Source organism: Nonomuraea glycinis (assembly GCF_014646515.1).
GTDB lineage: Bacteria > Actinomycetota > Actinomycetes > Streptosporangiales > Streptosporangiaceae > Nonomuraea > Nonomuraea glycinis.
In genome coordinates, this window is record NZ_BMNK01000002.1 from 33,102 (window position 1) to 54,630 (window position 21,529).

The 21,529-nt window shown below is 68.6% G+C and carries 24 protein-coding genes; 14 read left to right on the top strand and 10 right to left on the bottom strand.

What is annotated here, in order from left to right:
- Positions 1-104: 104 nt before the first annotated feature.
- On the bottom strand, positions 105-266 hold the full coding sequence (locus IEY87_RS45345) for a hypothetical protein (protein WP_194511307.1): 162 nt from the start codon (positions 264-266) through the stop codon (positions 105-107).
- A 491-nt stretch (positions 267-757) separates the two neighbouring features.
- Here IEY87_RS45345 and IEY87_RS05220 point away from each other — a divergent pair, with 491 nt between their 5' ends.
- The 6 genes from IEY87_RS05220 (at position 758) to IEY87_RS05245 (ending at position 4,763) form a co-directional block, all read left to right on the top strand.
- The gene (locus IEY87_RS05220) at positions 758-934 is read left to right on the top strand and encodes a hypothetical protein (protein ID WP_189137360.1); all 177 of its coding nucleotides are present in this window, start codon (positions 758-760) and stop codon (positions 932-934) included.
- An 87-nt stretch (positions 935-1,021) separates the two neighbouring features.
- The gene (locus tag IEY87_RS05225; RefSeq protein WP_189137361.1) at positions 1,022-1,624 is read left to right on the top strand and encodes a hypothetical protein; all 603 of its coding nucleotides are present in this window, start codon (positions 1,022-1,024) and stop codon (positions 1,622-1,624) included.
- Positions 1,625-1,767: 143 nt separating this feature from the next.
- Positions 1,768-2,331: a hypothetical protein gene (locus tag IEY87_RS05230; protein WP_189137362.1), complete on the top strand. Its 564-nt coding sequence runs from the start codon at positions 1,768-1,770 to the stop codon at positions 2,329-2,331.
- Between the two features lie 87 nt (positions 2,332-2,418).
- Positions 2,419-3,417, top strand: a complete 999-nt coding sequence (locus tag IEY87_RS05235; RefSeq protein WP_189137363.1) for an NAD(P)/FAD-dependent oxidoreductase — start codon at positions 2,419-2,421, stop codon at positions 3,415-3,417.
- A 109-nt stretch (positions 3,418-3,526) separates the two neighbouring features.
- Positions 3,527-4,180: an SAM-dependent methyltransferase gene (locus tag IEY87_RS05240; protein WP_189137364.1), complete on the top strand. Its 654-nt coding sequence runs from the start codon at positions 3,527-3,529 to the stop codon at positions 4,178-4,180.
- 10 nt (positions 4,181-4,190) lie between these two features.
- Positions 4,191-4,763 (top strand): helix-turn-helix domain-containing protein, encoded by a 573-nt coding sequence (locus IEY87_RS05245; RefSeq protein ID WP_189137365.1) that lies wholly within the window; start codon positions 4,191-4,193, stop codon positions 4,761-4,763.
- Positions 4,764-4,821: 58 nt separating this feature from the next.
- Here the strand turns inward: IEY87_RS05245 and IEY87_RS05250 are convergent, their stop codons facing one another.
- Both IEY87_RS05250 and IEY87_RS46580 read right to left on the bottom strand, forming a co-directional pair.
- Positions 4,822-6,822 (bottom strand): WD40 repeat domain-containing protein, encoded by a 2,001-nt coding sequence (locus tag IEY87_RS05250; protein ID WP_189137366.1) that lies wholly within the window; start codon positions 6,820-6,822, stop codon positions 4,822-4,824.
- Between the two features lie 33 nt (positions 6,823-6,855).
- A complete protein-coding gene (locus tag IEY87_RS46580; protein WP_268241352.1) occupies positions 6,856-8,301 on the bottom strand; it encodes a multicopper oxidase family protein in 1,446 nt (481 codons plus the stop codon).
- 230 nt (positions 8,302-8,531) lie between these two features.
- Between IEY87_RS46580 and IEY87_RS05260 the strand changes: the two genes are divergently transcribed.
- Positions 8,532-8,741, top strand: coding sequence for a hypothetical protein (locus IEY87_RS05260; protein ID WP_189137368.1), 210 nt, complete (start codon positions 8,532-8,534; stop codon positions 8,739-8,741).
- Positions 8,738-9,754: a radical SAM protein gene (locus IEY87_RS05265; protein WP_189137369.1), complete on the top strand. Its 1,017-nt coding sequence runs from the start codon at positions 8,738-8,740 to the stop codon at positions 9,752-9,754. Before IEY87_RS05260 ends, IEY87_RS05265 begins: the two co-directional genes overlap by 4 nt.
- 44 nt (positions 9,755-9,798) lie before the next feature.
- Here IEY87_RS05265 and IEY87_RS05270 read toward each other — a convergent pair whose 3' ends face one another.
- The gene (locus tag IEY87_RS05270; RefSeq protein WP_189137370.1) at positions 9,799-10,533 is read right to left on the bottom strand and encodes an SDR family oxidoreductase; all 735 of its coding nucleotides are present in this window, start codon (positions 10,531-10,533) and stop codon (positions 9,799-9,801) included.
- 91 nt (positions 10,534-10,624) lie between these two features.
- Here IEY87_RS05270 and IEY87_RS05275 point away from each other — a divergent pair, with 91 nt between their 5' ends.
- Positions 10,625-11,488, top strand: a complete 864-nt coding sequence (locus tag IEY87_RS05275; RefSeq protein ID WP_189137371.1) for a LysR family transcriptional regulator — start codon at positions 10,625-10,627, stop codon at positions 11,486-11,488.
- A gap of 68 nt (positions 11,489-11,556) precedes the next feature.
- Here IEY87_RS05275 and IEY87_RS05280 read toward each other — a convergent pair whose 3' ends face one another.
- Complete coding sequence (locus IEY87_RS05280; RefSeq protein WP_189137372.1) at positions 11,557-12,201, bottom strand: TetR/AcrR family transcriptional regulator; 645 nt, start codon at positions 12,199-12,201, stop codon at positions 11,557-11,559.
- Between the two features lie 127 nt (positions 12,202-12,328).
- Between IEY87_RS05280 and IEY87_RS05285 the strand changes: the two genes are divergently transcribed.
- Positions 12,329-13,504, top strand: a complete 1,176-nt coding sequence (locus IEY87_RS05285; RefSeq protein ID WP_189137373.1) for a cytochrome P450 — start codon at positions 12,329-12,331, stop codon at positions 13,502-13,504.
- 34 nt (positions 13,505-13,538) lie between these two features.
- Here the strand turns inward: IEY87_RS05285 and IEY87_RS05290 are convergent, their stop codons facing one another.
- The 3 genes from IEY87_RS05290 to IEY87_RS05300 all read right to left on the bottom strand — a co-directional run bounded on the left by IEY87_RS05290 (position 13,539) and on the right by IEY87_RS05300 (position 15,152).
- Positions 13,539-13,871 (bottom strand): winged helix-turn-helix domain-containing protein, encoded by a 333-nt coding sequence (locus tag IEY87_RS05290; protein WP_189137374.1) that lies wholly within the window; start codon positions 13,869-13,871, stop codon positions 13,539-13,541.
- On the bottom strand, positions 13,871-14,344 hold the full coding sequence (locus tag IEY87_RS05295; RefSeq protein WP_189137375.1) for a hypothetical protein: 474 nt from the start codon (positions 14,342-14,344) through the stop codon (positions 13,871-13,873). The genes IEY87_RS05290 and IEY87_RS05295 overlap by 1 nt, the downstream gene beginning before the upstream one ends.
- A gap of 103 nt (positions 14,345-14,447) precedes the next feature.
- Positions 14,448-15,152: a DUF4097 family beta strand repeat-containing protein gene (locus IEY87_RS05300; RefSeq protein WP_189137376.1), complete on the bottom strand. Its 705-nt coding sequence runs from the start codon at positions 15,150-15,152 to the stop codon at positions 14,448-14,450.
- 239 nt (positions 15,153-15,391) lie between these two features.
- Between IEY87_RS05300 and IEY87_RS05305 the strand changes: the two genes are divergently transcribed.
- Positions 15,392-16,585, top strand: a complete 1,194-nt coding sequence (locus tag IEY87_RS05305; RefSeq protein ID WP_225277174.1) for a low temperature requirement protein A — start codon at positions 15,392-15,394, stop codon at positions 16,583-16,585.
- Here the strand turns inward: IEY87_RS05305 and IEY87_RS05310 are convergent.
- Both IEY87_RS05310 and IEY87_RS05315 read right to left on the bottom strand, forming a co-directional pair.
- Positions 16,548-17,450, bottom strand: coding sequence for an RNA polymerase sigma-70 factor (locus tag IEY87_RS05310; protein ID WP_189137377.1), 903 nt, complete (start codon positions 17,448-17,450; stop codon positions 16,548-16,550). The genes IEY87_RS05305 and IEY87_RS05310 overlap by 38 nt on opposite strands.
- A 135-nt stretch (positions 17,451-17,585) precedes the next feature.
- On the bottom strand, positions 17,586-18,995 hold the full coding sequence (locus tag IEY87_RS05315) for an aldehyde dehydrogenase family protein (protein ID WP_189137378.1): 1,410 nt from the start codon (positions 18,993-18,995) through the stop codon (positions 17,586-17,588).
- A 183-nt stretch (positions 18,996-19,178) separates the two neighbouring features.
- Between IEY87_RS05315 and IEY87_RS05320 the strand changes: the two genes are divergently transcribed.
- From IEY87_RS05320 to IEY87_RS05325, 3 genes are all read left to right on the top strand, one after another.
- Positions 19,179-20,012, top strand: coding sequence for a helix-turn-helix transcriptional regulator (locus tag IEY87_RS05320; protein ID WP_225277173.1), 834 nt, complete (start codon positions 19,179-19,181; stop codon positions 20,010-20,012).
- An 8-nt stretch (positions 20,013-20,020) separates the two neighbouring features.
- Positions 20,021-20,350, top strand: a complete 330-nt coding sequence (locus tag IEY87_RS46585) for an FAD-binding protein (protein WP_225277172.1) — start codon at positions 20,021-20,023, stop codon at positions 20,348-20,350.
- 134 nt (positions 20,351-20,484) lie between these two features.
- Positions 20,485-21,513 (top strand): FAD-binding protein, encoded by a 1,029-nt coding sequence (locus IEY87_RS05325; RefSeq protein WP_225277171.1) that lies wholly within the window; start codon positions 20,485-20,487, stop codon positions 21,511-21,513.
- The last annotated feature ends 16 nt before the right edge of the window (positions 21,514-21,529 follow it).

Sequence of the window (21,529 nt, forward strand, 5' to 3'; positions counted from 1 at the left end):
ATAACCGCACTGATGTCACCCGCCGCAAGTGCCGGGCCATTAGCGCCATTAGAAGGGGTGACGAGGGGTCAACCACGGTCACTCAGGACCGGTCCGCGCCCAGCTCAGCGCCTCATCAGGCCGTGATCGATGCAGTTCCCAAGCTGATAGCTCGGGAAGATGCTCTTGTGGGAGATCTCTGGGGCGCTATTGATGATCACATCGTCCGTGGACGTATCTTTCCAGTCCTGATGATCATGCGGGACCAGTTCGGTGACACGATCCATGACGCTATCGACAGGTTCGCCTCGCGCTACGAGTACCTCCGGGAGGTGCGGCCCGATGACTTCACGAAGTCTCGCGAGGGGTACGGGCGACGCTTCTACTCCTAGGAGACCGTCGGGGCGTGGCCGGGACCTGTCCATCAACGAACACCACATCGGCCGCAGGTGCAGCAGTTGCCTGCCCCGCTTCGGCGACCCCAGCACTGTCGAGGATCTCCGTTCCTCGCTCGCCGGGATGGACGGCACCTAAAACCGCGCCGAATCCGGCGTCCGCTGCGACCTCGGACACCCCTCCTCGCGGCTGGACGCCTGCTCTATGAACGAGGCGGAACCGCATTCGTCCCGGTGCGCCCGTCATCACCTGGGGATGTACTCGACCAGGACGTTCGCCGTACCCGCCCGATCGCTTGGGCATCGATTGGTGACAGCTGTCATGCCGGACTCGTGACTGCGATGTCTACGCTGCTACCCACTCTGCATACGAAGATCGAAGCATGACGAACAGCAAGAACCCACCCAACTGGAAGATCGGCATGTGGCCTGGCATCGCGCTCGGCATGGGGCTGGGTGTCACGCAGCACAACCTCCTTCTCGGCATCGCACTGTCCGTGTGTCTCGGAGTCGCCCTCTCGTACGCGCTCGCAGCCACCCGCAGGTCCGGAGAAGCGTGAGAGCGGGCAGCGGGGGCCACGTGCAAGGACGCCTTGGGTGCCGGGCCTGATGTACTGCACCTGACCTTTGCCTTACACTCATCGCGCATGCGACTGAAGGCGATCTTCGCGCTGTTCGCTGTCTACGCCGTCACGGCGGCGCCCGCGTTCCTGCCCGGCGAGTGGAAAGTGATCGTGCAACCCGCTACGGAGGACGCGGTCGAGGTCTACTACCAACCTGTGTCCCCTGTGCTGCTCAGATCGTACGAGGGCATCCGGCCGTTCCAGCGAGCCCTGGAAGCCGCCGAGCGGCGGGCCAAGGCATTCCCGCACGATCTCGCCCCGCCGTACATCCTGCATGAGCCGTACCGGCTGATCGCCCCTTACGTCACCACGCGAGGACGCGAACTGGCCTCACCACTGATCTCAGGAGTGGACTGGCCGGAGGGCGTGACCACCCCTTATGCGGTCATGCCCCAGGTACGGCCGGCGGAGAACAGCCAGGCCGCGCTGGAAGCGCTGATGGAGATGAAAGGGGGGCCCATCTACGAGCCCCAAGTTATCGGCATGGGAATCCGACCAGAGCTCAACCAAGTGGTCCTTTCGACGAACGCCTTCGACCAGGACCTACGCCGCAGGCTGGCCAAGCAATATGGCAGGCTCATCGCCATCGAGTGGGATCCCCTTGCTCGACCCTTGCGGCTCAACTGAGCTGGCTCGACACCTCAGCGATCAATTTATGGAAAGCCTTGCCCATGTCGAAATTGCTCGTGCTGTGGCCGGATCGCTCGTCGGCTCGTGGGACTGCATAAAAGCGATGGCTCAGGTGGTCTGTTCTGGGCGATGCTGTGCCGATGTCGTCGTTGCTGAGCGCGGTGGAGTATGAACGTACGGCCGCCGTGTTGCGAGGAAGGCGTATCCACAGGGTCGTCTACTACCCCTTGATGGGCGGGAAGGGTGGTTGCGACGTTGAGGAGTGGGACTTCGGGGCGTGGCACCAGCCCACCATGGGGGTGGAGTTGTTCACCGACGACGGCGGTTGTTTCTCGGCTGTGTGGGGCAGCAGCTTCGACCGCTACGGGCTTGAGGTCTTCCCTGTGCCGATGACCGCTCAGCTGCGGATGATCGGAGAGCCAGGCGGGTCGGCGGCGGTGGATGTGACCGATCACCCGCGCTGGTCGAGCCTGGTCGGCAGAGAGCTCACCTGCGTCGATATCGCTTGGTGCCAAGACTCTGAGGGCGGCCTCCGGAGGCCGGACGCGATCAGGTTGTGCTCACTGGAGAAGGTCGTGTGGATAGCCGCTGCGAGGCCGGCGGAATGGCCGCCGGCCGAGGTTTATCACCTGGGTACCGACGATGTCATGGTCGTCTTCACTGCCGAGTTCGCGGCCAAGGTGGGCATTCCCTCTGTCGGCTGACCGGCGGAACCTTCTGGTCGCCCCCTGGGCTTGCTGTTTCGGCATCTTCTGGGGACAGGGTTTCGCCTGGTGGGTCAGCATCGCGGCATGAACAGTTACGACGTGGTGATCGTTGGTGGTGGGCCGGCCGGTTTGGGTGCGGCGGTGACTCTGGGGCGGGCTCGGCGGGATGTGCTCGTGGTCGATGCGGGTGCGCCCCGCAACGCACGCGCCGCGCAGGTGAACAGCTACCTCGGGCGCGAGGGCATCGCGCCGTCGGAATTGCTGGAGATCGGCCGTACCGAGGTCGAGCAGTACGGTGGCAGCGTTCGCAGCGGCACCGTGGTGGCCGTCGACCGGGTCGACGCCGCGACGCTGCGGGTCACGCTCGCTGACGGGGCGGCGGTGGAGGCGAGGAGGGTGCTCGTCGCCACGGGTGTCGTCGACGAGCTGCCCGCCATCCCCGGTCTCTCCGAGCGTTGGGGCCGGGACGTGCTGCACTGCGCGTACTGCCACGCTTGGGAGGTGCGGGACAAGGCCGTCGCGCTGATCGCCGCCGGCGCGGCCTCGCTGCACCAGGCGCAGTTGTGGCGGCAGTGGACCGATCGGGTCACGTTCTTCGCCAACGATGCGGTCGAGCTGGATGACACCGCTCGTGCCGAGCTCACGGCGCGCGGGATCGCTGTGGTGACCGGCCGGGTCACCGGGGTGGAGGTCACCGATGACGCGCTGAGCGGAATCCGGGTCGGTGACACTGTGATCGGCGCTGACGCCGCCGTCGTGTTCCCGATCTCGGCGGCCAGGAGCGGCCTGCTCGTCCAGTTGGGGCTGCAGACTGAGGAGCAGCTGATGGACGACCAGGTCGTCGGCGCCACGCTGGCTGCGGACGTCATGGGCGCCACCAATGTTCCGGGCGTGTGGGTGGCGGGGAACGTACGGGGGCACCGGGCGCAGGCGATCGACGCGGCCGCTCAGGGCGGGCAGGCCGGTGCGATGATCAACATCGACCTCGTCTACGAGGACGTGCGCGAGGCGGTCGCGCTGCACCCGTTCACCCCTGAGCTGGAGCGGGAGGTCGCCGAACGGGTGCTCGGTTTGCCGAAGTAGCAAGAAGAATTGTCATCGGCGGAAGGGTTCAGGATGCTTGTGCGCGGGGGCGACGACGCGTCCTGCGGCTTGATGGCCACTGCGGCACAGCATCGGAAAGGACCACCTGATGAGTGGACACGACCACCGGCTCACCGAGGATGAGGCTGCCGCCATGTTCGAACCGCCGAGTTGGGACGAGCGATACTCCGGGCCGGAGACGGTCTTCAGCGGCAATCCCAATGCGCAGCTCGTCGCCGAGGTGACCGGGCTGACGCCGGGCACGGCACTCGACGTCGGCTGTGGCGAGGGCGGGGACGTGATCTGGCTGGCCGAGCAGGGCTGGACCGTCACCGGGGCCGACTTCTCCGCCAACGGCCTGGCCCGCGCCGCCCGGCACGCCGAGCAGGCCGGAGTCGCCGGCCGCGTCGACTGGTGGCAGGTCGACGCCAGAGCCTTCGTTGCGGACGGCCGGACGTACGACCTGGTCACCAGCCACTTCCTGCACCTGCCGGACGGCGGGATGGTGGACCTGACCCGTCGGCTGGCCGAGGCCGTCGCGCCCGGCGGGCATCTGCTCGTCGTCGGCCACGCGCCGTCGGAGGTGTTCACCCGCCTGACGGAGAGCCATCGCAAGGCGATGTTCCTCGCCGAGGAGTTGCTGCCGGGCCTGCCGAACGACTTCGAGGCCCTGGCCGTCGAGCAGCGGCCGCGGACGATGGTTCGCGACGGAGTCACGGTGGACGTGCACGACTCCACGCTGTTCGCCCGGCGTACGTCCTGAGGCCCGGACCATGGGGAGTGCGGCCGGGGATGTCCTGAAATCGGTGGGGTCGCGGCTGCGGGAGCTGCGGCGTCGGCGCGGTATGACCCTGGTCGGTGTCGCCGAGCGGATCGGGGTCAACGAGAGCACCCTTTCGCGGCTCGAAGGCGGGATTCGCAAGCCGACCCTGGAGCTGCTGCTGCCCTTGGCGCACGTCTACGCGCTACCGCTCGACGAACTCGTCGGCGCGCCCCGCACCGGAGATCCCCGGATCCATCTGCGTCCGGTCATCCGCGACGGGGCAACCTATGTGCCGCTCAGCCGCCCCGGCGGGGTCCAGGCCTACAAGCTGCTGCTCCCACCCTGGTCGGGCACCGAGCCGCAGCCGATGAGCCATGAAGGCTTCTCATGGGTGTACGTGCTGACCGGCAGGCTACGGCTTGCCCTCGGCGACCGGACCGTCGTCCTCAGGCCGGGAGAGGCCGCCGAGTTCGACACCCACATGCCGCACTCGATGGGTCCCGACGACGACCGCCCCGCGGAACTGCTGGTGCTCTTCGGGCAGCAAGGCGAGCGGGCTCATCTCAAGGCACGCACCACCTGAGTCAGGGTTGCGGAAGGTCGTGGCCACCGGCTGCGCGAACTTGTTCGCTGAGGGCACCTCACTGTTTGTGCGGCGGTGGGGTGTGGGTGAAGACGGCGATGTCGCGGTCGAAACAGACGATGACGTGGCCGTCTTCGCTGATGGCCACCTCAGTTACAGGTTTGGGGAAGTGCAGGTCGGGTCCGAGTTGCCTGCGGGTGGCGAGACTCCATACGCGTACCGTCTGATAGCTGGTGGTCACGGCGAGGGGTTGGTCGTCTACTGTGGCGGCGGCGATCGCTCCGGTGGCTTCGGTGGGAAGTTCGCCGAGGGCGTCGCCTGTGGCCAGGTCCCATATTTTCACGGGGTCTGAACTGGTGGCGCTGGAGATGATCGCGGCCGGCCGATCGCCCATGGTGGTGACGGCGAGGTTTCGCACGGATCCGCCGTCCGGATCGGCGGGGGAGGTAGTGGTCGACCGGTCGGTGGTGAGGTCGAGCACCCTGAGGGTGTCGTCTTGGGTGACGGTCAGGGCGACCGGCCGGCCGTTGAGGGTGGTGGCGCCGACTCCGCCCGTCCAGCGCCGCCGGCCGGCGGCGGACGCATCGACCTCTTCGCCTGTGTGCAGGCTCCACAGGCGGATCGCTCTGTCGTAGCTGCCGGTCACGGCCACCGACTGCCCATCGACCTCCACTACGGCAGCCATGCAGATAGCGCCGGTATGTCCGGTGAACGGCCCGCCTGTCTGCGTCCCCGAGCTGAGATCCCATACTCGGACCGTCTTGTCGAAGCTGCCGGTGACCGCCGCCGGTCGGCCGCCGACAAACGCGGTGGCGACCGCGGTGACCATGTCGGTGTGACCGGTCAGCGGATCATCGACCTGCTCGCCGGTAGGCAGATCCCACACCCGGAGGGTCGTGTCGTCGCTGCCGGTCACGGCGACAGAACGTCCGTCGAGCACCGTGGTGGCGACGGCACAGACATAGCCGGTGTGGCGGTTGGTGGACTCATCGACTCGCTGCCCTGACGACAGGTCCCACATCCGTACCGTGTGATCGTCGCCGGCCGAGACGGCCACCGGGCGCCCGTCCACCACCGTCGTCGCGATCGCCCGAACCTGATCGGTGTGCCCGGTGAGCGGCTTGCCGATCTGCCGGCGTGACCTCAGATCCCAGATCCGTATATTTCCGTCGATGCCGCCGGAAACAGCCACCGGCCGCCCGTCGAGAACCGTGGTCGCGACCGCCCGCACAAAGCCGGTGTCGCCGCTGAACGGCTCGCCTATCTGCTCGCGTGACCTCAGGTCCCACAAGCGCAGGGTCCCGTCGTCCTGACCGCTGGAAATCGCCACCGGCCGCCCGTCCACCACCGTGGTCACAACCAACTGCACGAAGTACGTGTGGCCCCTCAGCGGTTTGCCGGTTCGCCGGCCCGACGTCAGATCCCACACGCGTAAGGTGCGGTCGTGGCCGCCGGAGATGGCCACCGGGCGCCCGTCCACCACCGTGGTCGCGACCGCTGAGACCCGATCGGTGTGACCTTTGAACGGCTGGCCGATCTGCTCGCCAGACCTCAGATCCCACATACGCACGGTTCTGTCCTGACCGCCGGAGATGGCCACCGGCCGGCCGTCCACCACCGTGGTCGCAACCGCTGTGACCTCGTTGGTGTGATCTCTGAACGGCTCGCCGACTTGCTGACCGGACATCAGATCGCACACTCGTACGATTCCGTTGTTACCACCGGCGAAGACCGCCACCGGACGCCCGTCCAGGACCGTGGTCGCCAGCGACTCCGGGTAGTCGTAGGCGGCGTGACCGGTGAACGGCTGACCGATCTGCCGGCCTGATGTCAGGTCCCACAGGCGTAGGGTCCGATCACGACCACCGGAGACCGCCACCGGCAGCCCGTCCACGACCGCGGTCGCGATCGCCCACGCCCGATCGGTGTGGCCAGTTCGTTGGACCCCGACCGGCTCGCCGAAGGCCAGGTCACTCGCCGGCCGGCTGGTCCACGCCAAAGTCCACTGGGCATTCTCGGCGAGCGGAATCCGGGCCGCGCCCGATCGGGAAGAAGACATGGCGGGCATGTTAGCCGCCGCACCTGACAAAGATCAGCCGTGTGCCATGCCGTGCTTGTGCTGTGGGGGCTTGCCGTAGCCGAGGATGCCCATCATGCCCTGCTCCTGGTGGATGAGGGTGTGGCAGTGGAACATCCACTCGCCGGGGTTGTCGGCGTGCACGTCGATGTTCACGCGTTTGCGCGGCATGACGTTCACCGTGTCCTTCCTCGGGCCGCCCCGGTCGCTCGTCCTCACCTGGAAGGTGTGGCCGTGCAGGTGCATGGGATGCCACATGTGGGTGTCGTTGTGCAGGACGATTCTGATCGTCTCGCCCCGGTCGACCCGCAGGCGCATCGGGTCGTTGGCGAGGCGGCCGTTCATCATCCACTGGTTGCCGCCGCGGCGCATGCGCAGGCCGAGGGTGACGGTGACGGTTCTGGACGGAGGGGGGAGCTGGTCGGCGCGCTCCGCCTGCAGATCCTGATATTTCAGCATCTGTCGCTGGAGCTCCGGCACCTTGCCGTCCGGCGACGGCGTACGGGCGCCATGCGTGGTCCGCACCACCGCGAACGCCCTGCCCCTCTTGCCCTCCGCCGTCGCCATCAGCGGGAACGCGCCCGCGTCCAGCGTCGTGACGAAGTCGTAGCGCTCGCCCATGCCGATCAGGAACGTGTCCACGGTGACGGGCTCGCAGGGGAAGCCGTCGGTGTGCGTGACGGTCATGCGGTGCCCGCCGAGCGCGACCCGGAAGGCGGTGTCGGCGGCCGCGTTGATCACCCGGAATCTGGCCCGTGCGCCGGGACGGCTGGTGAACGTCATGGGATCGTCCGTGGTGCGGCCGTTGACCAAGTAGTACGGGTAGCGCACGTGACCGGAGGTGCCGCCGAGGGCCGGGCTGGTCAGGCTCTCGTCGTGCATGGTGGTGTTCACCCGGCGCAGTGCGTCGTCGGGGGTGCCGTTGACGCCGTCCAGCCAGTCGTCGAGCACGACCGTGAACTCGTGGTCGTACCCGAGCGGCTCGTGCGGGTCCTCCACGATGAGCGCGCCGTACAGGCCGCGGTCGCTCTGCATGCCCACGTGCGAGTGGTAGAAGTACGTGCCGGGGTCGGGGACGGTGAACACGTAGTCGAACGTCTTGCCGGGCGGGGTCGCCCGCTGCGAGAAGCCGGGAGAGCCGTCCATCTCCGGCGCGATCCGGATGCCGTGCCAGTGCACGGTGGTCGGCGCGGGCAGGTCGTTGACGAGCCTGGCCCGTACGGTGTCGCCGGCGGTGGTCCGGATGGTGGGGCCGGGCAGCAGGTCGTCGTACGCCCAGGTGGACACGGTGCGCCGGCCGAGGGACACGGTGGTGGGCCGGGCCCACAGCACCCCGCTCCTGGACGCCACGGCGGCCCGGCTCGCGGACGCTCCGGCGACGGCCGCGGGGGCGGTGCTGAGAGCGGCGAACATGCCGCTGACGAACAACCTGCGGGACACGATCCCACGCGAATCATTCACTGCGAATCCCCTCATCCACCCGCAAGGTAACCGAGAGTCATCGGGAATGCGCCGCGCCACGCTAGCTGAGCGATGCGTTGCGTAGTCGGCCGGTTCCTTCTTGACAGCGTCTTGGTCATGGCCCGTGATCGGCCCGGGTAGATGCCGCATGTCACTTACCGGACGCACGCGCTGCCGATCTCGCGGCTGCCATGGAGGTCCGGTCGAGCATTCGGCAGAGGAGCCAAACGATGGGTGAGCAGGAGCCCTGCGTGATCGTCCGGGCGCGGGACGTGAGCGTCGACGACGAGGGCAAGGTCACGATCGACAATCCCCAGACCGCGGAGATGATGACGGCCATGCTGCGGTACACGCCCAACCCCGGCCATACGGGCGGGGGTGGGGGTGTCACCAACAACATCTGCCCGAATCTCGTGGCAGGCTGTGGCGTCCTCAAATGAGTGTCTCCGCGCGAGCGGACGTCTCCTCGTTCGACAGGGAAATGGTGGAGTCGTTCCGCAATGATCGGCTCCACCTGATCCTGCTCCCGACCGAGCAGTGCAATTTCCGGTGTACGTACTGCTACGAGGATTTCGCCATCGGGAAGATGCGCCCCGAGGTCGTGCAGGGTGTCAAACGCCTCATCGATCGGCGCGGCGGCGATCTGGCGCACCTGCAGATCTCCTGGTTCGGCGGGGAGCCGATGCTGGCGCGCTCGGTGGTCGAGGAGATCGCCTCGCACGCGAGCTCGGTTTCCACGGCGGGGCGGCTCACGTACGTCAGCGACATGACCACCAACGGATGGCTGCTGGACCACAGTGCGGCCGGACGCCTGGCCGACCTGGGCATCCGTACGTTCCAGGTGTCGCTGGACGGGCCCGCGCACTGTCATGACCACACGCGGCTGCGCGCGGACGGCAGAGGGACGTTCGACCGCATCTGGGGGAATCTGCTGTCCATCCGGGACAGCAGCGTGGACGTTCGGGTGCTGCTGCGCATCCATGTGACGCCCGCCAATCTGCCGTCGATGCCGGCGTTCCTCCACCGGGTCAAGGACGCGTTCCTCGCCGATCAGCGGTTCGTCGTGGCCCTGAAGCGGGTGGCTCGCCTCGGCGGGCCCGGCGATGCGTCGATGGACGTGCTCGCCGGCGATGACGAGCGGCTCGCCGCCCTTCGCGAGATCGTTCGCGGGAGCCTGCCGGAACCGGTGACGTTCTGTTACGCCGCCCGCGCCAACTCGCTGATGGTCCGGGCGGACGGGCGCCTGGGCAAGTGCACGGTCGGCATGTCGGAGCCGCGCAACACGGTGGGGCGGCTGCGTCCCGACGGCACTCTCGACATCGACCAGCCGCGGTTCCGGCAGTGGCTACAGGGCTGGGAGACGGGTGACCAGGAGTCGACCCGCTGCCCTTACCGGGCGCTCGGCAGCCGGGGTCTGCCGGTGCTGCAGGTGGGCGAACGGCCTGGCGCGTAGGAGAGCCCAGGTGGCGGGCCTGTCCCGGTCGTCATGGTGCGGGGTCACCAGGGGATGACGCCCTCGTCGTTGAAGAACGAGCCGGTCGGGCCGTCGTCGGGCAGGGTGGCGAGGCGGATCGCTGTGGCCGCGGCCTCCTGGGGAGGGCGCCCGTATCCGCCGGTGAAATCGGTCGCGACCAAGCCCGGGCAGGCGGCGTTGATCAGGATGTTCGTGCCGGCGAAGTGTCTGGCGTACTGCACGGTGACGGCGTTGAGGTACGACTTCGTCGGCGCGTACGCCGCCATGATCGGGCCGACGTCGACGTTCGGGTCCGCCTGCCAGGTCACCGAGCCGACGGTGCTGGAGGCGTTGACGATGCGCGGCGACGCCGAGCGCCGCAACAGCGGCAGCATCGCGTTGGTCACCCGGATGACACCGATGACGTTGGTCTCCATGACCTTCCGGACGACGTCGAGGTCGAGCGTGGTCGGATCCTGCACCCACCCCGTCCCCATCTCTCCGGAGATGCCGGCGTTGTTCACCAGGACATCCAGGCGCCCGGCCTGGCGTTCGATCAGTTCCGCGGCTTCGGTGACGCTCTGGTCGTCGGTCACGTCCAACGGCACCCCGAACGCGTCCACCCCGGCGGCGCGCAGCTTCTCCACGGCGGACGCGCGCCGGGCCTCGTCGCGGGCTCCCACGCCCACGCGGTGGCCGAGGGCGCCCAGCCCGGCCGCGATCTCGTACCCGACGCCCTTGTTCGCGCCGGTGACCAGCGCAATCTTCGTTTCGCTCATGCCGTCGATGGTCCCTCGCGGACGAGCGGTGCGGCCAACACCGATAAGGTGCCCTGTCATACCCGGTAGGTATCACACGTATTCTGTGGCCATGGATGCCTTGGAGATGCGCGAGTTGAGGTACTTCATGGCCGTCGCCGAAGAGCTGCACTTCGGCCGGGCCGCCGAGCGCCTCGGCATGGCCCAGCCGCCGCTGTCGCGGGCGATCCAGCAGCTCGAACGGCGCCTCGGCGTCTCCCTGCTGAACCGTAACCGCCGCGGCGTCGCCCTGACCGGCGCCGGAGAGGTGCTGCTGCACGAGGGCCGCGCGGCTCTCGACGCGACCACCGCCGCCGTTCGCCGCACCCGTCGCGCCAGTGGCGCCGACGGTACGGGCGGCTCCCGCAACCGCCTGGCGCTGGCGGTGAAGGCCGCCGCGTCACATGAGCTGCTGCAGAAGCTCCTCGACGCCTACGCGGCCGAGCCCGACGCCGCCGAGATCGAGGTGGTGCCGAGCGGCACGTGCGAGGAGGAGGCGATGCTGCGCGACGGCCGCGCCGACGTGGCGCTCATGCACACGCCGTACAACTACCTCGCCGGGTTCGACAGCGAGGAGCTGATGACGGAGGGGCAGATCGCGATCCTGCCCGCCGGGCACCCCCTCGCCGCGCACAGGACGTTGACCCTGGCCGACGTCGGCGACGTCCCCGATCTTCCGCTCGCCCGCTGGCCCCGCAACGGCACGTATCCGCCCGGCCCCGGCCCGGAGATCCGCGACCAGACGCAGCTGGCCCAGCTGATCGCCCTCGGACGCACCATGGCCGTCTTCCCCGAATCCGCCCGCGCCTGGCTGTGGGCCGAGCACACCGCTGTCCCCCTGACCGACGCGCACCCCATCGTCACCCACATCGTCTGGCCCGCGCACAGCCGCTCCCTCGCCCTGGCCGGGCTGATCCGTACGGCCACGCGTCTGTGAAGATCTGAGGTGCGCCGCTCAGCGGCGAGCGGTCCGACGGGTGAGTACGTGGGCGGACCGCACGGTGGTCATGCCCTTCCCGGCCATCGGAGGGCCTCGACGGTGATCGGGTGGCCGGGGAGCCCGCCGTTCGCGGTCGCCCGCAGGCCGTCGAGCATGATGGCGATGGTGCGCTCGGCCGCGAACGGACCAAGCGCGTCGGCGACCGGCGACTGGCGCAGGATCAGCAGCAACAGGACCGCCATGTCCCCGGTGCCGATGTCCGTGCGCATCGTCCCCTCCGCCTGCGCGGTCGTGACCATATGGGAGATCTCGACCATCAACGTGTTCCGGATCTCACCGATCTCCGGGTCGGCTTGCAGGATGCCCTGGACCCACGTGGAGTTCCAGGCGAGGAGAAAGCTCACCTGGAGCTGGCGCGACCGGGCGATCAGCCGTTGCAGCGCGTCCCATCCCGTCGGCTCGTCGGCTCGGGCGGCACGCGCGTCCTGGAGCACCTGGGCGAAGCTCTCCTTGGCGACCGCCCGAATGAGCGACTCCCGGTCCGGAAAGCGCCGGTAGAGCGTGCCGACGCCGACTCCGGCGGTACGCGCGATCTCCTCCATCGGGGCGTCGGCGCCTCTGGCGACGAACATCTCGCGAGCGGCGGCGATGATCTGGTCCCGGTTGCGCCGGGCGTCGGCCCTCATCCGGATTTCTGGGTCAGCCGTCATCCTGTTCCTCTTTCTTCACCAGAAGGTATCTGTCGGCATAGGTGGACGACAAACCTCCGGTTATGTACCGTGAACGCATCCGGAAGGTTTTCTTCCGGATACGCTGCCGTCTAGATCGGATGGAGCCATGACCACATACCTGCCCATCACGCGCAGTTGCCCCTACGCACCCCCGGAGGAGCACCGGCGACTGCGGGAGGAGGCGCCGATCTCGCGCGTGACCCTGCCCAGCGGCATGACCGTGTGGGCGATGACGCGGCTTGAGGACATCCGCGCGATGCTGACCGACCCGAGGTTCAGCTCCAACCGGCGACATCCGAACTTCCCGCGGCTCCTCGCCGGACAGAGCCCGATTCCGAAGGATTTCAAGGCGTCCATCGTCGGCATGGACCCGCCCGAGCACGGCCCGGCACGTCGTGCGGTCGTCGGTGAGTTCACCGTCAGGCGGCTGGCCGCGCTGCGCCCGCGCGTCCAGGAGATCGTCGATGAGCACCTCGACGCGATGCTCGCCGGACCGCGCCCCACGGACCTGGTGAAGGCGCTGTCCCTGCCGGTGCCGTCCCTGGTCATCTGTGAGCTGCTCGGCGTCCCCTATGCCGACCACGACTTCTTCCAGGTCCGATCGTCACAGTTGCTGAGCCGGACGATCCCGCAGGAAGAGCGCATGCGGGCCTTCGCCGAGCTGCTCGGATACCTCGACAGTCTGATCGCGGCCAAGGGGAAGGAGCCGGCCGACGACCTGCTCAGCCGCCAGCTCGCCAAGCAGGATGACCGCGAGGCGGTGAAGAGCCTGGCGTTCCTGCTGCTCGTCGCCGGTCACGAGACCACCGCGAACATGATCTCGCTGGGCACGATGGCCCTGCTCGAACGGCCCGAGGACATCCGCAAGATCCTGGACGACCCGGCGAGGACACCGGCCGCCGTCGATGAGCTGTTGCGTTACTTCACCATCGCCGAATACGTGACCTCCCGCGTCGCGCTCGCCGACGTCGAGCTCGGCGGCGTGACGATCCGCGCCGGCGAGGCCGTGGTGACGCTGGGCAACATGGCGAACCGGGACCCCGAGGCGTTCGACCGGCCGGACGAGCTGGACATCGAACGCGGCGCGCGCAACCACCTCGCGTTCGGTTTCGGGGCGCACCAGTGCCTGGGCCAGAACCTCGCGCGGATGGAGCTGGAGATCGTGTTCGACACGCTGTTCCGCAGGATCCCGGACCTGCGCCCGGCCGTGCCGCTCGACACGCTGCCGTACAAGAACGACGCGAACATCTACGGCATCCACGAATTCCCGGTCACCTGGTAAGAGGACGCGGCACACCCGCGATGGGAGGCCGTTCTCAGGTCGCGGCGGGTTCGTCCGATGTGGGCGGGTCCGCCGGGGTGCGGGCGAGCGCGACGATCCGTTCCAGCGCCGCCGCGTGCCGCTGGAAGGCCTGTCTCCCCGCGGGGGTGAGCTGCACGTACGTACGCCGCGCCCGCTTGTCCTGGTCTTTGCGTACGGTGACGTACCCGGCGGCGGCCAGGGCGGAGACCTGCTTGGACAGCGCCGAGTCGCTGGTGCCGATCGTGTCCCTGATGAGGCGGAAGTCGACCTGGTCGGCCGGGACCAGCAGCGCGACGACGGACAGCCTCGCGGGGACGTGCAGGAACTCGTCGAAGAGCGGATCCATCAGCCGCGCCTGCCATCCCGCTGGATGATCGCCCTGAGGGCGCGGCGCACCAGGGGCACGATCGCGATGTACACCACCGCCGTCACGGCGGCGGCGACGACCGCCTGCGACGGGAATCCGTACGCCGGCACGCCGAACAGGGCGAAGGCGCCGATCCGGGACACGAAGAAGACCAGCAGGAGAACGATCGTCAACGCCACGTAGATTCCCGCCTCCTGACCATTGGGCTTCCGGCGGACGGAGGCCCAGTGCGCGTACGCGATTCCGATGCCCGCGTACAGTCCCCATCCGAGCAGGGTGACGACGGTCAACCATGGGCGGGGGAGGTCGGCTGCGGCTAACCCGGCGAAGATCCCGAGGCTCGAAATGATCACGTAGGGCAGTGGGAACACCTGGCGGGCGATCTCTTCGCGCGTCCTGTCCTGAAGGCGGCGGATGCTGTCGAGCGAGGCTTGAGCGTCCTGAGGATTCATGGGCCATCCCTGAGGGTCGACTACTTTCCTATGAGGAAAGTAGCAACTACTTTCCTCATAGGCAAGTGGTCGGTGTCCGCGTCCGCACGATCAGGCACCCACGTCAGGGCGTCACGACCGACAGGTCCCCGGAGTCGCTGGACAGGTCGATCGAGCTCGCCGCCGAGGAGTCGGCGACGGCCTTGATGTCCTTGGCCCCGGAGTCCGTCTCGGTCACGATGTCGTACGGCCCCTGCGGCAGGTGGACCACGGTCTTGCCCGAATCCGTGGACGTGGTGACCTTGTCGGGCCGCCCGGTGAAGGCCAGGGTCATGTCGCCCGAATCGGTCTTCGTGACGACCTGCTTGCCCGTCAGCCCGCTCGTCTCGATGGCTCCGGAGTCGGACGTGACTTCCAGGTCGCCGGACAGGTCCTTCAGCGTCAGGTCTCCCGAGTCGGAGGTCGCCTGGACGCGGAGTCCCTTGGGCACCTCGACCTGGTAGCTCACGTCGCAGGACGTGCCGATGGCGCCCCACCCCCAGGTGTTGGGACAGGTGAACGCCAACTCCAGCGTGTCGCCCCGTACCTCGTGGCTGGTTTCCGGTCTGCTCTTGTGCCAGGTCAGCCGCTCGGTCACGCGGATGCCCTGGCGGTCGGACTCGACCACCGCCACGGAGCCGGAGTCGGTCTCGACGTGCAGCGCCGCCACCTTGCCGGTGACGTCGTACGACACCGTGTCCTGCTGGGCCGGCCCACTGCCGCCGCACCCGGTCACCAGCGCCGCGAGGCCGAGAAGACCCGCGATCATCGCCGTTCTCTTCATCTTCATCAGCGCTCACTTCCGGAGGGTCACGTCAAGACCGCCTGGCCACCTGCGGCAGAGCTTCACAGCTCATGGGGATAACCCTAGAAGCACAGGCCGGCTGCGACATTGCGGCTGGCATGTCACTTGCTGGTGGTGTCCGCCCCCGCAGACAGGTGCCGTGACCCCGGCGTGGCGTTGTCACAGATCGGCCTGTCGCCCTGTCTGTTCAGAGGGAATGTTACGAAACGACAGGAGGCGAGACCGTGCGGATCCGGGTCCGGATGGTGGCTCGTGCGATCGATGAGCCACACCGTGCTGCGAGTCAGCTTGAACTGCTGTTCGATCTCACCTTCGTGATCGCGGTCGCGGCCATCACCGCGCAGTTCGCGCACGGCATCGCCGATGGTCATGGCCTGGCCGGGCTGGTGCCGTTCCTGCAGGTGTTCTTCGCGATCTGGTGGGCGTGGATGAACTTCACCTGGTTCGCCTCGTCCTACGACACCGATGATGTCGCCTACCGGCTGCTGACCTTGGTGCAGATGGCCGGGGTGCTGGTCCTCGCCGCGGGGGTGCCCACCGCGGCCGACCACTCCGACTACGGGATCGTCACCCTGGGCTACGTCATCATGCGGAGCGGGCTCGTCGTCCAGTGGCTGCGGGCCGGTCGCGAAGACCCGGCCGGTCGCCGCACCGCGCTGCGCTACGCCGCCGGCATCACCATCGCGCAGCTGGGATGGGTTCTTCGCTACTTCCTCGTGGACACCGGCGTCCTGCCCGCGTCGTTCGGCCTGCCGCTCTTCCTCTGCCTGGTCGTCCTGGAGTTGGCGGTGCCCCGGTGGGCGGAGCGGGTGCGGACCACCAACTGGCACCCGCACCACATCGCCGAGCGCTACGGCCTGTTCACGATCATTGTGCTCGGCGAGAGCGTGCTGGCCGCGAGCCGGGGAGTCGGAGGAGCGCTCGAAGCGGACCGGATCGGCGGTCCGTTCGTCGTCATCGCCGTCTGCTCTCTCGTCCTGCTGTTCGCTCTTTGGTGGCTCTACTTCCTCATCGAGGCGGGGGAAGCTCTCCATCATCGCCGTAATCGGTCCTACCTGTGGGGGTACGGCCACTACGGCATCTTCGCGGCCCTGGCGGCCCTCGGCGCCGGGCTCGAAGTGGCGGTGGAGCAGACCGGGCACGCCGTGGCGGCATCACCGGTGGCACTCGGCTATGCCGTCGCCATCCCGGCCGGTGCGTATCTCGCCCTGCTGTGGGCGGGTCACGCGCTGATCGCCGCAGAGCCGGTCATCCGTCCCGCCGCGGTGCTGGGCTGCGTCGCCGTCATGCTGTCGGTTCCTCTGGCGGCGTCCCGGATCGGCCTGGCCGCCGTGGTCGCGGCGATCACGGCGAGCTGCGTCCTGCTGCTCGCCGTCACGATCATGACCGCGGCCCACGGCCAGGGGAGACTGCGGTGAGTTTGGCCGGGTTCATCATCCACAGCACCTGGTCGATGCCCTGCTCCGAGGCGTTGACCGTGAGAACCGCGAACACCTGTCCGTCGCGGCTCAGCACCGCGGCGGTCTGGCCGTTCGTGCTCGCCCACGTCACCTCGACGCCGGCCCAGAAGTGGCCGGCGAACGCCTTGACGTACTTCGCCACCCGCGACGCCCCCGCCACGGGGACGCGAGAGGCGCGTACGACGCCGCCGCCGTCGGAGTAGCTGGTCACGTCCGCGGTGAAGAGCTCCTCCAGCGCGGTCAGGTCGCCGGCGCGGGCGGCGGCGACGAAGGCCGTCAGCAGCCTGCGCTGTTCGGCTCCCGTCACGGGGGCGCGACGCTCGGCGAGCACCCGCTTGCGGGCCCTGCTGACCTGCTGGCGTACGGCCGCCTCGTTGAGCCGGACGATGTCGGCGATCTGCCGGTAGGGGTAGTCGAACGCCTCCCGCAGCACGTACGCCGCCCGTTCGGTGGGCGAGAGCCGCTCCAGGAGCAGCAGCACCGCGAACTCCAGGGCCTCGCCGCGCTCCGCGCCGAGGTAGGGGTCCGCGCCGGTGTCGACGGGTTCGGGCAGCCAGGGCCCGACGTACGTCTCGTGGCGCGCGCGGGCGGACCGGGCGGCGTTGATCGCCAGCCGCGTGGTCACCGTCACCAGGAACGCGGTCGGGCTGTCCACCGTGGCGCGGTCGTAGGCCTGCCAGCGCAGCCAGACGTCCTGCACCAGATCCTCGGCTTCGGCCGCGCTGCCCAGCATCCGGTAGGCGATGCCGAACAGGCGCCGCCGGACACCGGTGAACACCGCCACGGCCTCTTCGAGATCTCCCGGTCCGCCGGAATCGCTCATCACTGTCATCCCCTTGTCCCGGCAGTGCCCGACCCTGGACTGCTCCTGCCTCCCGCTTGAGCAGCGAGGACAGGCCAGTGTCAAGTTACCGTCCAGGGAGGATTTCCCCCTAAGCCGGGCATGGCGGCAGGAGGGTCAGCCCTGGATGGACTTGGTCTCGAGGTACTCTTCCAGGCCGTGCCGGCCGAACTCGCGGCCGTTGCCCGACTGCTTGTACCCGCCGAACGGGGCCAGGACGTTCCAGTGGGCACCGTTGACGTCCACCTGACCCGTGCGCAGCCTGCGGGCGATCGCCATCGCGCGGTCGTGGCTGCCGAACACGGCGCCGGTGAGCCCGTACATCGTGCTGTTGGCGATCTGCACGGCCTGGTCGTCGCCGGTGTACGGGGTGATGGTCAGGACGGGGCCGAAAATCTCCTCCTGGGCGATCACCGCGTCCGGCACGACGTCGGCGAAGATCGTCGGTCGTACGTAGGCCCCTTCGGGCAGCCCGCCGGGCCTCCCGGGGCCGCCGAAGACCAGCCGGGCGCCGTCGGCGAGGCCTCGCTCGATGTAACCGTTGACACGCTGCCGGTGCTGCTCGGAGGCCATCGGGCCGAGGTGGACGCTTTCGTCCGTCGGGTCGCCGACGGTGTAGGCAGCGGCGGCGGCAACGGCCAGTTCGATCGCCTCGTCCTGCCGCGCGGCCGGCACCAGCATCCTCGGCCACGCGCCGCAGACCTGGCCGCCGTTGGTGAGGACCATGGCGACGCCACGCGTGACCGCCTCGGGAAAGTCGGCGTCGTCAAGGATGATGTTGGCGGACTTGCCGCCGAGCTCCAGCGTGACGCGCTTGACGGTCTCCGCGGCCGCGGCGGAGACCTGCCTGCCCGCGCGGGTGGAGCCGGTGAAGGACACCATGTCGATGCCGGGATGAGCCGCGATGGCCGCGCCGACGGTCGGGCCCGTGCCATGGACGACGTTGAACACCCCAGGGGGCAGCCCCGCCTCGGCCGCGACCTCGGCCAGGATCGCCGCCGTCAGAGGCGCGATCTCGGAGGGCTTGAACACCATCGTGTTGCCCGCCAGCAGAGCGGGCGCCAGCTTCGAGACGATCTGCTGAAGCGGGAAGTTCCATGGCGTGATGGCGCCGATGACGCCGATCGGCTCGCGTACCACCAGCGAGTTGCCGATCTGCTCGGTCCAGGCGAAGTCGGGGGCGAGCGCGGCGAAAGACGCCGCCACCGCGACCGGGAAGGCCACCTGCGCGGTGCGGGACAGGGTGATGGGAGCGCCCATCTCGCTGGTGATCGTGGCGGCGATCTCCTCGGTCCGGCCGCGCAGTCCGTCCGCGATACGGCCGACGACCTGCGCGCGTTCGGCGGGGTCGGTGGCGGCCCAGCCGGCGAAGGCCGCATTCGCCGCGGCGACGGCGTGGTCGACGTCGACGGTGGTGCCGGCCGGCACCTGGGCGATGACCTCGCCGGTCGCCGGGTTCACCACATTGATCAGGGCAGCGGTTCCGGCGACGTGCCGGCCGCCGATCCAGTGCGTTGCTGTGTTCATGCGAGAACCGTGGCAGCCGGGCGAAGCCGGAGGAATGTTCTCCCGATCCGGGGAATCCCGCGGGGTCCGATCCCCGTTCTGCCTATCCAGGGACTGGCAGAACATGGATACGCGGGGCCGACGCGTCGATACTCGAACCGTCGTCACTCGACACCGTCGTCGCGCAGAGGAGGGTCGGCCATCGTGGACCGGGCACGACTCGCCGAATTCCTGCGCCGCCGCCGGGAGGCGTTGCAGCCCGAGGACGTGGGGCTTCCTCGTGGCGGGCGGCGGCGTACGGACGGGCTGCGGCGCGAGGAGGTCGCCGTACTGTCCGACATGTCGGTCGACTACTACAGCAGACTTGAGCAGCGACGCGGTCCGCACCCGTCCGAGCAGATGCTCGCCGCCCTCGCGGGTGGCCTGCGCTTGTCTCTGGAGGATCGCGATCACCTGTTCCGTCTCGCGGGTTACGCCATCCCGCAGCGAACCCTGCGCGCCGATCACATCAACCCGGGCATGATGCGCATTTTCGACGGCCTTGAGGACGCCGCCGCCCAGGTGGTGAACTACCTCGGAGAGACGCTGAAGCAGACCCGGCTGTCGAAGGCGCTGCTCGGCGACGAGACAGTACGCACCGGGATGGCCCGCAGCACGCACTACCGATGGTTCACCGACCCCACCGCGCGGTCGATCCATCCCGAGGACGACCACGCGCCGCACAGCAGACTGATCGCCGCGAATCTGCACGAGCTGTACACCCGCGACCGTAAGGACCCGCGCGTGGCGGCGATCGTCGACGCTCTGCTGGCGGAGAGCACTGAGTTCGCCGCGCTGTGGCGCGAGCATCCGGTCAGCCGCCTGTACTGCCCGCCCAAGCGCGTCCAGCACCCGCAGCTCGGCCTGCTCGAACTGCACTGCCAGACGCTGATCGACCCCGATCAGTCCCAGATGCTCGTCGTCTACACCGCGCCGTCCGGCAGTGAGAGCTACGACAAGCTGCGCCTGCTGTCCGTGATCGGCGACCAGCGCGTCTGACAGGCGGGATGTCACAACTCACGCCGCTGTCCGGTCTTGTTTCCGGGAACTGCTTTCGTAGCGCGGGGAAGGAACACCATGCATGCGCCGGAGACCCAGATAGCCACGTCCGTGCTGGTCATCGGCACCTCGCCAACCCGGAGACGGTGCGCATCGTCACCGAAGGGGCCGCGCGCGGCATCGAAGACCTGCAGCGCTACGGCATGCCGTTCGCCCGCGAACAGGACGAGCGCATCTCACAGCGCTTCTTCGGCGCCCACACCTACCGGCGCACCGCCTACGCCGGGGACTACACCGGGCTCGAGATCCAGCGCACTTTGATCAACCGTGCGGCGTAGCTCGACGTCCCCATTCTCGACAGCGTCCACATCACCCGTATCTTCGTCCGCGACAACGCGGTCTTCGGCGCGTACGGCTTCGACCTGACCGACGGCACCCGCCATGTCATCCACGCCGATGCGGCCCCGAACTGGTGCAGTTCCACCCTTCCGGTCTCATCGCGCCCGAGAACGCCGCCGGCACCCTCGTCTCGGAGGCCGCACGGGGCGAGGGAGGAATCCTGCGCAACCAGCTCGGGGAGCGGTTCATGTCGAGGTACGACCCGGAACGGATGGAGTTGTCCACCCGCGACCGTGTCGCGCTGGCCGCCTATACGGAGATCAAGGCAGGCTGCGGCACCCCGGACGGAGGCGTGTGGCTGGACGTGTCCCATCTCCCCCGCGAGACGATCATGACGCGGCTGCCTCGCGTCTACCAGACACTCCTCGAACTGCAGATGCTCGACATCACCAAGGAACCGATCGAGATCGCGCCGACCGCGCACTACTCGATGGGCGGCGTCTGGGTGCGGCCCGAGGACCATGGCACCGGCGTCGACGGCCTGTACGCGATCGGGGAGGCGGCCAGCGGCCTGCACGGCGCCAACCGCCTCGGCGGCAACTCACTCATCGAACTCCTCGTCTTCGGCCGCATCGTCGGACAGGCCGCGGCCGAGTACTCCACAGGCCTCGACGCGCAGCGCCGCTCGGCCGAGGCGCTCGACGTGGCACGGGCGGAGGTGGACGAACTCCTCGCCGCCGACGGCCCCGAGAACGTACGGGCACTGCAGCGAGCCCTGCGCGACATCATGACCGAGCATGCCGGCGTGATCCGCGACGAGAACGGCCTGCGGCAGGGCCTGGCCGAACTCACCACGGTGGAGGCGCGCATCGGCGACGTCGGCGTACACCCGGACATCGCCGGCTTCCAGGACCTGGCACACGCCTTCGACCTGAAGTCGGCGGCGCTCGCCGCACGCGCGACCGTCGAGGCCGCGCTGGAGCGTCGTGAGACCCGTGGCTGCCACAACCGCTCCGACTACCCCGAGCTGGATCCCGCGCTGCAGGTCAACCTGGTGTGGTCCGGTCCCGGATCGGTGGCGAGGGAGACGATCCCCCCGATCCCCGACGAGATCGCGGCGCTCATGCGCGAGGTCTCCAGCGTCGGAAAACTTGTCGAGTAGCGACCTTCGGCAGGCT

Excerpts from the sequence above, each read along its gene's own strand:
- IEY87_RS05260 (WP_189137368.1), top strand. The coding sequence starts at position 8,532 with ATGGGTGAGCAGGAGCCCTGCGTGATCGTCCGGGCGCGGGACGTGAGC.
- IEY87_RS05240 (WP_189137364.1), top strand. The coding sequence starts at position 3,527 with ATGAGTGGACACGACCACCGGCTCACCGAGGATGAGGCTGCCGCCATG.
- IEY87_RS05300 (WP_189137376.1), bottom strand. The coding sequence starts at position 15,152 with ATGAAGATGAAGAGAACGGCGATGATCGCGGGTCTTCTCGGCCTCGCG.
- IEY87_RS05290 (WP_189137374.1), bottom strand. The coding sequence starts at position 13,871 with ATGGATCCGCTCTTCGACGAGTTCCTGCACGTCCCCGCGAGGCTGTCC.
- IEY87_RS46585 (WP_225277172.1), top strand. The coding sequence starts at position 20,021 with ATGTCACAACTCACGCCGCTGTCCGGTCTTGTTTCCGGGAACTGCTTT.
- IEY87_RS05220 (WP_189137360.1), top strand. The coding sequence starts at position 758 with ATGACGAACAGCAAGAACCCACCCAACTGGAAGATCGGCATGTGGCCT.
- IEY87_RS05265 (WP_189137369.1), top strand. The coding sequence starts at position 8,738 with ATGAGTGTCTCCGCGCGAGCGGACGTCTCCTCGTTCGACAGGGAAATG.
- IEY87_RS05270 (WP_189137370.1), bottom strand. The coding sequence starts at position 10,533 with ATGAGCGAAACGAAGATTGCGCTGGTCACCGGCGCGAACAAGGGCGTC.
- IEY87_RS05250 (WP_189137366.1), bottom strand. The coding sequence starts at position 6,822 with ATGTCTTCTTCCCGATCGGGCGCGGCCCGGATTCCGCTCGCCGAGAAT.
- IEY87_RS05235 (WP_189137363.1), top strand. The coding sequence starts at position 2,419 with ATGAACAGTTACGACGTGGTGATCGTTGGTGGTGGGCCGGCCGGTTTG.
- IEY87_RS05280 (WP_189137372.1), bottom strand. The coding sequence starts at position 12,201 with ATGACGGCTGACCCAGAAATCCGGATGAGGGCCGACGCCCGGCGCAAC.
- IEY87_RS05225 (WP_189137361.1), top strand. The coding sequence starts at position 1,022 with ATGCGACTGAAGGCGATCTTCGCGCTGTTCGCTGTCTACGCCGTCACG.
- IEY87_RS05310 (WP_189137377.1), bottom strand. The coding sequence starts at position 17,450 with ATGAGCGATTCCGGCGGACCGGGAGATCTCGAAGAGGCCGTGGCGGTG.
- IEY87_RS05315 (WP_189137378.1), bottom strand. The coding sequence starts at position 18,995 with ATGAACACAGCAACGCACTGGATCGGCGGCCGGCACGTCGCCGGAACC.
- IEY87_RS05275 (WP_189137371.1), top strand. The coding sequence starts at position 10,625 with ATGGATGCCTTGGAGATGCGCGAGTTGAGGTACTTCATGGCCGTCGCC.
- IEY87_RS05230 (WP_189137362.1), top strand. The coding sequence starts at position 1,768 with ATGTCGTCGTTGCTGAGCGCGGTGGAGTATGAACGTACGGCCGCCGTG.
- IEY87_RS45345 (WP_194511307.1), bottom strand. The coding sequence starts at position 266 with ATGGATCGTGTCACCGAACTGGTCCCGCATGATCATCAGGACTGGAAA.
- IEY87_RS05285 (WP_189137373.1), top strand. The coding sequence starts at position 12,329 with ATGACCACATACCTGCCCATCACGCGCAGTTGCCCCTACGCACCCCCG.
- IEY87_RS05295 (WP_189137375.1), bottom strand. The coding sequence starts at position 14,344 with ATGAATCCTCAGGACGCTCAAGCCTCGCTCGACAGCATCCGCCGCCTT.
- IEY87_RS05245 (WP_189137365.1), top strand. The coding sequence starts at position 4,191 with ATGGGGAGTGCGGCCGGGGATGTCCTGAAATCGGTGGGGTCGCGGCTG.